The organism is Methylocaldum szegediense (genome assembly GCF_949769195.1).
In the GTDB taxonomy this organism is placed as follows: Bacteria; Pseudomonadota; Gammaproteobacteria; order Methylococcales; family Methylococcaceae; genus Methylocaldum; species Methylocaldum szegediense.
Genome location: NZ_OX458333.1, coordinates 990141 through 1001669 on the forward strand (window position 1 = coordinate 990141; position 11529 = coordinate 1001669).

Below are 11529 nucleotides of genomic sequence, written 5' to 3' on the forward strand. Positions count from 1 at the left end.
TCCCTTCTTAATCAGGTCTCGTTTCAAACCCCGCCAATCTGATCCACGACGGCAGCGACGAGGTTGTCTTAATCCCTTCTTAATCAGGTCTCGTTTCAAACAATGAATACGAGTGAAGAGTTGAGCCTTGACGAGGTCTTAATCCCTTCTTAATCAGGTCTCGTTTCAAACGGACGGCTGGCGGGACATTTTCATTCAGGCCGGGGTCTTAATCCCTTCTTAATCAGGTCTCGTTTCAAACCTCTTGTGGGCGGATACGTTCGCGTATCCGCTGCGTCTTAATCCCTTCTTAATCAGGTCTCGTTTCAAACTTGTTTTAATCAATCCAGCAAGCAAGAACCGATAGGTCTTAATCCCTTCTTAATCAGGTCTCGTTTCAAACGGCGCATTAACAGAAAGATTCGCATAATTCCGAAGTCTTAATCCCTTCTTAATCAGGTCTCGTTTCAAACTGCTCGAACATTTGAATATTTCCACGAAATATGGTCTTAATCCCTTCTTAATCAGGTCTCGTTTCAAACACAGGAATTGCTTAAGGAAAACAGGCAACTTCGTGATGTCTTAATCCCTTCTTAATCAGGTCTCGTTTCAAACACGGCGCACCCCGTCGAGCTGGTTCTGACCGGCACGGTCTTAATCCCTTCTTAATCAGGTCTCGTTTCAAACGCAGGCTATGACCGCAGCTGAGGCGGCACAGTTCGGTCTTAATCCCTTCTTAATCAGGTCTCGTTTCAAACCCGTTAAGGACATGTCCTTAAGCAAGCTTGAGGACAGTCTTAATCCCTTCTTAATCAGGTCTCGTTTCAAACGAAGGTAAAGCGGGTGTTGTCGCTGGGCGTGCAAGTCTTAATCCCTTCTTAATCAGGTCTCGTTTCAAACGAAACACTGGTCGCACTTTGATAGGGGGATACGGTCTTAATCCCTTCTTAATCAGGTCTCGTTTCAAACCCCGCGTACTGGACAAGGATGGTAACCCGTCGGGTCTTAATCCCTTCTTAATCAGGTCTCGTTTCAAACGGCTAGAACGTCTCAAGTATCAAGAGAAGTCTTCGTCTTAATCCCTTCTTAATCAGGTCTCGTTTCAAACGTAACCGAGAGAGGATATGTCTCGCAGGCAAGTCTTAATCCCTTCTTAATCAGGTCTCGTTTCAAACCGATCCCAGCAACGCAAAGTCGTTGCTTAGAATGCGTCTTAATCCCTTCTTAATCAGGTCTCGTTTCAAACAAGCTTTCGCGGCGTGACTTTTGAATTGACTGAAGTCTTAATCCCTTCTTAATCAGGTCTCGTTTCAAACTTGCTCAGCAAGTACCATGCCAAGCAAGCTGGCGTCTTAATCCCTTCTTAATCAGGTCTCGTTTCAAACGACACTATTGAAAACAATCAATCAAAAAATCGTCTGTCTTAATCCCTTCTTAATCAGGTCTCGTTTCAAACACATAGCTACAACATAGAAAACGCAGCGCGCGACCTGTCTTAATCCCTTCTTAATCAGGTCTCGTTTCAAACCGCTTATGCAGCCTTAACTTGCTTGGTCACGCGCTCGTCTTAATCCCTTCTTAATCAGGTCTCGTTTCAAACGTTCCGTTGCAAGGCAACCTAAGGAGGTAAGCCATGTCTTAATCCCTTCTTAATCAGGTCTCGTTTCAAACAGAAGAATTATCCGCTAAAGCGGACGACATCATTAGTCTTAATCCCTTCTTAATCAGGTCTCGTTTCAAACGCTTTGACGACTTGCAAGCATTGACAGTCGATGAGGTCTTAATCCCTTCTTAATCAGGTCTCGTTTCAAACAGCTCGCGTCTAAAACACCTCCATATTCAATAGGTTACAAAGGGGGTTGCAGAAAAATTGACTTCCCGAAAAGTTAGCGTCGAGCGAGGGCGATTTTTGGGGCCTCATGCGGGTAACTCGACACGGGTTGGAAAGTCGGGCCCGAGGGTGCTGCGTTCGAGCCGGGTGTGGTTATTGTAGAACAGCATTTCACCTTCTTGGCACACCCAGAATTCGCGCGCGCCACGGGCGAAATAAAGTTCCTTCTTTTCTTCCATTTCGGCCAGGCCGTTCGATGGCGAAAGCACTTCGACCACGATTTCACGGGCCTCGAGATAGGGACTGGCATCGCCGTTGCGAGCCAGAAAGTCCCGGCTCGCCCAAACAACGTCGGCGACTTTTATACCGTTGGCGGTTTGCACACTGCACTTCGGAAAGGCCTCTCAGTTTGTCAGGAAGCGTTCCAGCAAGCCGACAATCCGTACGTGATAGCGGGAATCGCGGTTGCCTGCCGGCCTCATGACGATATGGCCCCAGCGATCGGTTTCGAACTTGAAGGGAAAGTCCTTGAATAATGGGTTGTCACAGATGTCTTGCCAGTTCATGAACAGTCCTCCGAATCGTAGATAGCTCTTGCCGTCTTGGCGGCCTTGCCCGGCGGTTGATTTCAAAAGCCTTTTGTCCGCCACGCGTCATGATGTCTTCTAAGGCATGCCGCTTTAGATTGGGGCCGGTTAACACCTGCCACGCTTCGGCCAGGGTTTTTTCACGCACGGCTTTGTCCTCTTTGGAGCGATTGATGGAGATGATTTTAGCGAGTGCTTCATCCACTCAGCCGCAATGCTCTACGTTTGCTTTTTCGGTCTTGCCTTATGCGCGGCGACAGGCGGATTCAGTGTAGGCGGGGAGGCGGAGCGGTTCGGCGATTTCGAAATAGCAGCGGAATAATGCCAGGGGGAGAAAACCTTCTTTTTGGTGAAAGCGGGGCGTCCATTACATACCGAGAGGAATTTTTAAGAAAGGTCCGGCAAGCTTGCGAAATTCACGAACGAAGCGCCGGATGCGTCCGCGAGTGATGCCTGCCCTGAGCGTAGTCGAAGGGCCTGTCCTGAGCCTGGTCGAAGGGCGGTTCGCTTCGCTCACCACATCCTACCGTTTGCAGGGTGCGGTGAGGGACGAACCGCACCGATGGTGTCCGCGAACGATGCCTGTCCTGAGCGTAGCCGAAGGGCCTGTCCTGAGCCGGGTGGAAGGGCGGTTCCCTTCGGTCACCGCATCCTACGGTTTGTAGGGCGTGGTGAGGCACGACAAACCGGCAGGATTGATGAAAAACATCCTTGTTTTTCACCCTCGCGGGCGCTTCGCATCCCAATCCTCTCCCGGAGGATTGGTGCCGGTTTACTCGTCTCTTCCCTGAGACTCGCCCTTCGGGCCGCGCTCCGCACGTTCCCGTTCGTTCCGACGAACGGGTGCACGGCAAAGCCGCCCGTAGGGTGCCGGACCAGGATGGTCCGGCATGAGCCGCACTGGTGTGCGCGGATTCGCTTCAGTAAGCCGGCGGGTCGCTGGCCGGGAAGGAGTCCCTGGAACCTTGGTCGACCATGCCTTCGCACGGCGGTGTTTGTGGTTCTGGCCGGGAGGCCGTGGGCGTCGCGCCGAAAATGGACGCGGCGTTCTTGCCGGCCAGGAGTTGGCGAAGGACGTACTGGAGGATGCCGCCGTGCCGGTAATAGAGCACCTCCTGCGGCGTGTCGATGCGTACCGTCGCGCGGAACGTCTTGACCTGCCCGTTTTCGTCTGTGGCTTCAACGGTCACGTCGCGACCGTTGGCGAAGCGGGTGGCGATGGCTTCTCCGAGTCCGAGCACGGAGAAAGTCTCGCGGCCGCTCAAGCCTAAGGATTCGACGTTCTCGCCGTCCCGGAACTGGAGCGGAAGGATGCCCATGCCGACCAGGTTGGACCGGTGGATACGCTCGTAGCTTTCGGCGAGGACGAACCGAATTCCCTGTAGATAGGGGCCCTTGGCCGCCCAGTCGCGGGAGGAGCCCGAGCCGTATTCCTTTCCTGCTAGGATGCAGAGCGGCGTGCCGTCCTGCTGGTAGCGCACCGCCGCGTCGTAAATGGTCATGACGGTGTTTTCCGGGAAATAGGTGGTGTAGCCGCCTTCGGTTCCGGGCGCGAGCCGGTTCTTGATGCGCACGTTGGCGAAGGTGCCGCGCACCATGACTTCGTGGTTGCCGCGCCGCGAGCCGTAGGAGTTGAAGTCCTGCGGTTCCACGCCCTGTCCGATCAGGTATTTTCCGGCCGGTGAGTCTTTTTGGATGCTTCCCGCCGGGGAGATATGGTCGGTCGTGATCGAGTCGCCGAGTAGGGCGATCGCCCTAGCGCCATGGATGTCCTCGACGCCTGCCGGCGCTTGCTCCTGCATGCCGAGGAAATACGGCGGCTGGCGCACGTAGGTGGAGTTTTCATCCCAAGCGAAGCGGTCCGCCGAGGGGATGGGCATGGCTTTCCAGCGCTGGTCGCCTTCGTAGACCTGACCGTAGCTGGCGCGGTACATGTCGGACTGGATGGCCGTGCGGATGGTATTTTCGATCTCCTCCTCGCTGGGCCAGATGTCCTTGAGATACACCGGTTTGCCGTCCTTGCCCGTACCGATCGGCTCCTGTTCCGGGTTCCAGTCGATCCGGCCAGCGAGGGCGAAAGCGACGACCAACGGGGGCGACATCAGGAAATTGGCGCGCACTTCGGGGTTGATGCGCCCTTCGAAGTTACGGTTTCCGGATAGCACCGAGCAAGCGACCAGTCCGCGCTCTTGGATCTGGGCGGAAATTTCGGGCGGCAGAGGCCCGGAGTTGCCGATGCAGGTAGTGCAGCCGTAGGCGACGGTTTGAAAGCCGAGTTGATCCAGGTACGGTGTCAGTCCGGCCCGGCGGAAGTAGTCCGTCACCACTTTGGAGCCCGGCGCCAACGAGGTCTTGACCCAGGGTTTTCGGGTGAGTCCATGTTCGCAAGCCTTTTTGGCAAGAAGCCCCGCCGCGATCATGACCGAAGGATTGGATGTGTTGGTGCAACTGGTGATGGCGGCGATGACCACCGAGCCGTGATCGATGCGGGGTTCATGCTCCTTCGGTTGCGACTCCGGGGATTTAGCTCCGGCCGGAAGCAGGGAAGGGAGGGTTTCATGGAAGACCCGTTTCAGATCAGGGAGATCGATGCGGTCCTGTGGACGCTTGGGACCTGCGACACTGGGCCGTACCGAGCCGAGATCGAGGGATAGGGTGTCGGTGAAGACGGGCTCGGGTGCATTCGGGTCATGGAAAAGTCCTTGTTCTTTCAGGTAAGCCTCGACCAGCGCGATCCGCTCCTCGGGGCGGCCGGTGAAACGAAGATAGCGAAGGGTTTGCTCGTCGGGCGGAAAAATGGCGCAGGTCGCACCGTATTCCGGCGACATATTGCCGATGGTGGCACGGTCTTCCAGTTTCAGGGAGGCGATGCCCGGGCCGTAGAACTCGACAAACTTACCGACCACGCCTTTCTTGCGGAGCATTTCGGCGATGGTCAGAACCAGGTCGGTGGCGGTCACGCCCGGAGCCAGGGCGCCTTCGAGGCGGAAGCCGATGACCTCGGGAATGAGCATCGAAACCGGCTGCCCCAGCATGACCGCTTCGGCTTCGATGCCGCCCACGCCCCAGGCCAGCACGCCGAGGCCGTTGACCATGGGAGTGTGAGAGTCGGTGCCGACGCAGGTATCGGGATAGGCGAGCGGACGTCCGCCGTCGCGCGGCAGGTTGGGGTTCTCGTCGGTGGAGAAGACGACGCGCGCCAGATATTCCAGGTTCACTTGGTGGCAGATGCCGGTGTTGGGCGGCACCACCTTGAAATTGTCGAAAGCCTGCTGGCCCCAGCGCAAAAAGGCGTAGCGCTCGGCATTGCGGCGGTAATCGTGCTCCACGTTGTTTTCGAACGCATCGGGCGTGCCGAAAGCGTCGACCTGGACCGAGTGGTCGATGACCAGTTCGACCGGGATGAGAGGGTTGATCTTGGTTGGATCGCCGCCGAGTTCGGCCATGGCGTCACGCATGGCGGCCAGGTCGACGAGGGCCGGCACGCCGGTAAAATCCTGGAGCAGGACGCGCGCGGGCGAGAAGGCGATTTCTCGATTGGGCGGATTTTGGGGATTCCAGCCGGCGAGGGCTTCGATGTCCTCACGGGTGACGGTGACGCCATCCTCGTTGCGCAGCAGATTTTCCAGTAGAACGCGCAAGCTGTAGGGCAGGCGGCTGACGTCGCCGACAGCGTCCAGCCGATAGATCGTATACTCGCGGTCGGCGACGCGAATCGTCGAGCGGGCGTTAAAGCTGTTTTTCATTCGAGTCTCCCGTTTTCAAGTCGTCTTGGAGCATTTCGTAGCCACGGTACGAGTGCTTGGATCCATTCACCCGCATCGAAGGCGGTAGCGACTTCCGCCTAGTTCGTTATGCGATACGAGCGAGAGGAGAATGCTTTAAGCCATGGAGTCTATTCCGGTGCGGTTCGTTCCTCACCGCACCCTACAAACCGTAGGATGCGGTGAGCGAAGAGAACCGCCCTTCGACCGGGCTCAGGACAGGCCCTTCGACTACGCTCAGGACAGGCATCGTTCGCGGACGCGATTGGTGCGATTCGTCCCTCACCGCACCCTACAAGCGGTAGGATGTGGTGAGCGAAGCAAACCGCCCTTCGACCGGGCTCAGGACAGGCCCTTCGACTACGCTCAGGACAGGCATCATTCAGGGGCACGATCGGTGCGATTGGCCCCTCACCGCAGGCCGTGGGTTTAATGATGGGAACTCCGGTCATCCTTTGATGCAGACAATCGGCTTGACCTGGGCGACCAGACGCGCGAGCCCGGCTCGATCCGCAGCTATCACCACGTCGTGGACATCTTTGTAGGCGCCCGGCGCTTCCTCGGCGACTCCGCGCCAAGACGGGCTGCGCACAATGATGCCTCGTGCGGCGAGCTGGTCAACCACCTCACGGCCACTCCAAGTCCGCACGGCCTGATGTCGGCTCATGGCGCGCCCGGCGCCGTGACAGGCGGAGGCGAAGGATAGGGTTTCGCTGTCCGCGGTGCCGGCAAGGATATAGGATGCCGTTCCCATGGAACCGCCAATCAAGACTGGTTGTCCTGTTTCGCGGAACACCATCGGTAAGTCCGGGTGACCTGGTCCGAAAGCGCGGGTTGCGCCTTTCCGATGCACGTAGACCAGTTTTTTTCGGCCCTGCACCAGATGCTCTTCGACTTTGCAGGTGTTGTGCGAGACGTCGTAAAGCAGGTCCAGCCGGGCTTCTGGCAGGATTTCCGCGAACACCTTGCGCGTCAGATGGGTGATGATCTGCCGGTTCGCCAGCGCGCAGTTGATCGCCGCCCGCATCGCGCCGAGGTATTCCTGACCGACCGGCGACTCGATCGGCGCGCAGGCCAGCTCGCGGTCGGGCAGTGCGATGCCGTATTGGGCGGCGGCCCCTTGCATGCGCTTGAGAAAGTCGGTGCCGATCTGGTGTCCCAGCCCTCTGGAACCGCAATGTATCGTGACCACCACGTCCCCTTGGGCGAGGCCGAAAGCCGCGGCGATGGCGGGATCGTAAATCTCGCTGACTTCCTGGATCTCGAGATAATGATTGCCGGAACCCAGAGTCCCCATTTCCGCCCGCTGCCGCTCCTTGGCGTGAGAGGAAACAGCCTCCGGTCTTGCACCGGCCATGCGGCCGCGCTCTTCGATTCTTTCCAGATCTTCTGGGCGGCCATAACCTTGCTTAACCGCCCATTCGGCACCGCCGGTCAGCATTTCGTCCATTTCCGTTGGACTGAGGCGGATCTTGCCCCGGCTGCCTACGCCGACCGGTACGGTGGCGTAGAGGGCGTCGGCGAGCACGGTTTTGAGCGGCTCGATTTGTTCGCGTTTGAGGCCGGTATACAGCGTTCTGACTCCGCACGAGATGTCGAAGCCCACGCCGCCGGCCGAGACTACCCCGCCCTGTAGGGCATCGAACGCGGCCACGCCGCCGATTGGAAAGCCGTAACCCCAGTGCGCGTCCGGCATGGCGTAGCAGGCGCCGATGATGCCCGGCAGCTTGGTAACGTTCGCGGCCTGCTCGGCAACCTTTTCATCCATCTCGCTGATCAGGGCTTCATCGGCGTAAATGATCACGGGCACTCGCATGCCGTTTACGGGTTCGATGCGCCAAGCGAATTCGGATAGACGCGTCAAACGATTGATATCCATTGTCTATTCCTTCGTGAGTGGTGCTTCAGACATCTACGACACATTGTGCGATCCAGGCGCCGGCGTTTTCATCCCGATAGACTTTAAGTTCGGTATACGTGGCACCCTTGACTTCGACCGCCGGCTGATGGCGCTCGCGTTCGACTTGTTCCCCCCAGACGGTCGCTTCTAGGGCGGCGCTATCGAAGTAGATATTGACGCGCACGTCGAAGCGGCAGAACACCATTTGGCGTACCGCCATTTCATAAACGAGCGCATTGAGCCAGTCGACCAACAGCGATTCGACATCGGGTGCCTCGCAATGGATTTCGACAGGCGTCCTCACCTCGACTTCGGTGGGATCGCAGATGACCGCGGTCAGCGCTTCGGCAGCGTGAGAGAAAGCTTCTTCTATCGTCCTGCCGTAGCCGCGCACACCCATGTCGGCCACGTGAGGGAAAAGCTCCCAACGAGGCGGATTGATATCGGTTTTCGAATGGCCGGTTTGCGTGTTCATGAATTGCCTCATTGTGTGATTGGGACATCGTGAACGTGGTTGTAACCGGGAATGAAACGGCAGTCCAATTCACTCGTCGGTCGCTGGAGAACCGGCGGGTGGGATGCGGCGCTTTTGCCGGTCGGTGTACGCAAAGAAAGGCGATTCCTCCTTACCCCAATCCCATCACTCCGCATATTCCCTGTGCGGAGCCCCAAGCGGAATTCCCGCATGCAAATCGACACTCGTACCGATTTGTCCCAAAGTAAAGAGGGGCTTTCGTGGCTTGCCTTTCTTGACCATTGGTAGCGGCGAACGATTTGGTTCGGCCAGCGCCTGGGATAAGCTGAGACCCACAATCAGGATTTAATTATCCGACGATTTCCCATCGACCGCGGCATTCATAACAGAAGGGATGTCCAGAAGCCGCGACAAAATCACAGCACCTTGCGGCGACCCGCGAGTACGTCCGCTCAGGCGTGTCCCATCTGTTTTGGTCCCTTGAGCTTTTTGATGAAGTCGTCGATGTGCATCGCCGGCAAAGTCATGGGGATAACCGAGCCCCGCGAACCCAAATCGACGGCGAGATGGGCGGCGGTCTCGTTGTCCGGCGCCTCGATGATGGTTAGAAAATCATGAGATCCCAGAAGGGCGTATTGGGTGAGGACCTTGCAGCCGAACTGTTCGATTTCCTTGTTAACTTGCAGCAAGCGGTCCGGATTCTTGTGCAGTGTCTGTCGTCCTTCGGACGTCAACGTGGTCAGCAACACGTAGATGGCCATCGTATACCTCCTTCACTGGAGACCGAAAATTCCGACACTTTTCGATCAGCGTTCTTAATAAAGAAAGCTCTGACTAACGTCTGCGCCCGGAAAAGGGATTTGAACTTTCCCCAAAGGGAGATGGCTTATTTTCAGAGCTTCTTAAGCTTTGATCGCTTTCCCGATTCTCTGCTCCCTAACCTTTCCTTTCTTTCGAAGGAAGAAAGGAAAGGTTAGGGAACGGAGTCGAGCTAAGCCATCGTGTAGAAGAAGGTTTTTCCCCGACGGCTCTGACTGTTGGAGTAGGCCGGCAACGCCTTGCCGGCCATTATTCTATCAACTCAGGTCGAGGAAGCTTCGCAGCGGCTCCGAACCCGCGGATTGTCGGAGCTTGCGGAGAGCCTTTACCTCGATCTGGCGGATGCGCTCCCGGGTGATGTCGAACTGTCTGCCGACTTCTTCGAGCGTGTGGTCCGTGGCCGTATCAATGCCGAAACGCAGGCGCAGGACTGCGGCTTCCCGTTCGGGCAAGCTGGCCAGGGCTTTCCGCGTGGTTTCGCGCAAGCCCATCGTCGTCGCCGACTCAACGGGCGAGGTCGCATACGGGTCTTCGATGAGATCGCCGAGATGGGTGTCCCCGTCGTCGCCGATCGGTGTTGCCATCGAAACGGGCTCCCGGGTGACTTTGAGTATCGTGCGAACCTTCTCTTCGGACAGACCCATGCGGTTCGCCAATTCCTCAGCGGTGGGCTCTCGACCCAGTTCCTGCAGCAATTGGCGCGAGACTCGGTTCAGCTTGTTGATCGTTTCGATCATGTGCACTGGAATCCGAATGGTTCGCGCCTGGTCGGCGATCGCCCGGGTGATGGCCTGGCGGATCCACCATGTGGCATAAGTCGAAAACTTGTAGCCCCGGCGGTACTCGAATTTGTCCACTGCCCTCATCAAGCCGATGTTGCCTTCCTGGATAAGATCCGGAAACTGCAGTCCGCGGTTGGTGTATTTCCGGGCAATGGAAATTACGAGCCTCAGATTCGCCTCGACCATTTCCTTTTTCGCCTGCTGCGCCTGATTTTCCGCTATCGAGACACGCTTGTTCATTTCCTTGATCTCGCCGATGGAAAGGTGGGTAGCTTGCTCGATCTCGGCCAACTCCCTTTGTGCTGCCGCGATTTCATCGGCATACGTCGACAACGTCTCGGCAAAAGGCGCATCTTTCTTCAGCTGCTGTTGCAGCCAATCCGGAGAACTCTCGTTTCCGACAAAAGAAGCGACAAAATCGGCGCGTGGCATTTTCGCCCGATTCACGCAGATATCCTGGATTAGCCCTTCCCGCTCGCGGATTTTGCCGACAGTGTCATGCAAGACTCCGGTCAAATCCTTAAAAAACTGTGGCGTCTTCTTGAATTCGTGAAAACTCTCGGCCAAGGCATCGAACGCCTGTTGCGTCCGCTCGTGGCGATAGCCATACTCCCGAACCGCGCTGAGCACGGTGTGGTAGCGCTTGGAGAATTCCGCCAGTCGCTCTTTGACCTGCCCGGAATCGGGGCCGGTTTCAGGCTCCTCGCGTATTTCGGCGTCCGCTTCGTCGTCGAGCTCGACTGGTTCGGAAGTCTGCGCCGGACTGACAAAACCGGAAATCAGATCGGACAGACGCACGCCTCCCCGCTCTATCGTCTCAAAAGCCTCGAGGAAACGACTCATGGCGGGTAAGAAGCGTACCAGTTCCTGCCCCGCCCGAGTCAGACCATCTTCGATCCGCTTGGCGAGGCTCAACTCCCCTTCGCGGGTGAGCAAGCCGACCGATCCCATCTCGCGCATGTAGATGCGTACCGGATCGGACGTCCGCTTTTGCTCGGCTTCGACGGAGGAAGAAAGCACTGTCGCAACCGGCGCGGTATCCTCTTCATCCTCCTCGGTGATGACGGCGGGAGCCGACAGGAGATCGGCGTCCGGGGCTTCTTCGAAGACATCGATTCCGATATCCTCGATCAAGCTGACGATATCTTCCATCTGGTCCGTTTCGAGCATCTCGTCGGGCAACTGATCGCTGATCTCTGCATAGGTGAGATAGCCTTGCAGCTTGCCCTTGGCGATAAGCTCTTCGAATTGAAGTTGCTGCTGTTCGTGATTCATCAATTAATAATCGTTATGGCGATGTTGCTAGAAAATTCGGGTTGGTTTATTTACTGAAACCGTCATGACAAAACCGACGAACAGGATGCGTCATCCATAAACCTGAGACCGTTGAAT

General features: G+C 56.9%; 8 protein-coding genes and 1 CRISPR repeat array (1 of these 9 cut by a window edge). All 8 genes read right to left on the bottom strand.

From position 1 onward, the window contains the following. A CRISPR array of direct repeats spans positions 1 to 1792; the repeat unit is 36 nt; unit sequence GTCTTAATCCCTTCTTAATCAGGTCTCGTTTCAAAC; it begins 2804 nt to the left of the window's first position. A 104-nt stretch (positions 1793 to 1896) separates the two neighbouring features. The 8 genes from QEN43_RS04205 to rpoD all read right to left on the bottom strand — a co-directional run bounded on the left by QEN43_RS04205 (position 1897) and on the right by rpoD (position 11412). Then, entirely contained in the window at positions 1897 to 2193 is a 297-nt protein-coding gene (locus QEN43_RS04205; protein ID WP_156912926.1) for a Uma2 family endonuclease, read from the bottom strand. A gap of 21 nt (positions 2194 to 2214) precedes the next feature. Next, a complete protein-coding gene (locus QEN43_RS04210) occupies positions 2215 to 2376 on the bottom strand; it encodes a hypothetical protein (protein ID WP_156912927.1) in 162 nt (53 codons plus the stop codon). After that, positions 2354 to 2602, bottom strand: coding sequence for a hypothetical protein (locus tag QEN43_RS04215; RefSeq protein ID WP_026612078.1), 249 nt, complete (start codon positions 2600 to 2602; stop codon positions 2354 to 2356). The genes QEN43_RS04210 and QEN43_RS04215 overlap by 23 nt, the downstream gene beginning before the upstream one ends. Positions 2603 to 3317: 715 nt before the next feature. Continuing rightward, positions 3318 to 6143, bottom strand: a complete 2826-nt coding sequence (acnA, locus tag QEN43_RS04220) for an aconitate hydratase AcnA (RefSeq protein WP_026612080.1) — start codon at positions 6141 to 6143, stop codon at positions 3318 to 3320. A 466-nt stretch (positions 6144 to 6609) separates the two neighbouring features. Beyond that, positions 6610 to 8040 (bottom strand): RtcB family protein, encoded by a 1431-nt coding sequence (locus QEN43_RS04225; RefSeq protein ID WP_026612081.1) that lies wholly within the window; start codon positions 8038 to 8040, stop codon positions 6610 to 6612. A 25-nt stretch (positions 8041 to 8065) separates the two neighbouring features. Further along, complete coding sequence (locus tag QEN43_RS04230; RefSeq protein WP_036269353.1) at positions 8066 to 8536, bottom strand: archease; 471 nt, start codon at positions 8534 to 8536, stop codon at positions 8066 to 8068. Positions 8537 to 8988: 452 nt separating this feature from the next. Then, positions 8989 to 9297: a GYD domain-containing protein gene (locus QEN43_RS04235; RefSeq protein WP_026612083.1), complete on the bottom strand. Its 309-nt coding sequence runs from the start codon at positions 9295 to 9297 to the stop codon at positions 8989 to 8991. A gap of 315 nt (positions 9298 to 9612) precedes the next feature. Then, positions 9613 to 11412 (bottom strand): RNA polymerase sigma factor RpoD, encoded by a 1800-nt coding sequence (gene rpoD / locus QEN43_RS04240; RefSeq protein ID WP_317963731.1) that lies wholly within the window; start codon positions 11410 to 11412, stop codon positions 9613 to 9615. Positions 11413 to 11529: the final 117 nt, after the last annotated feature.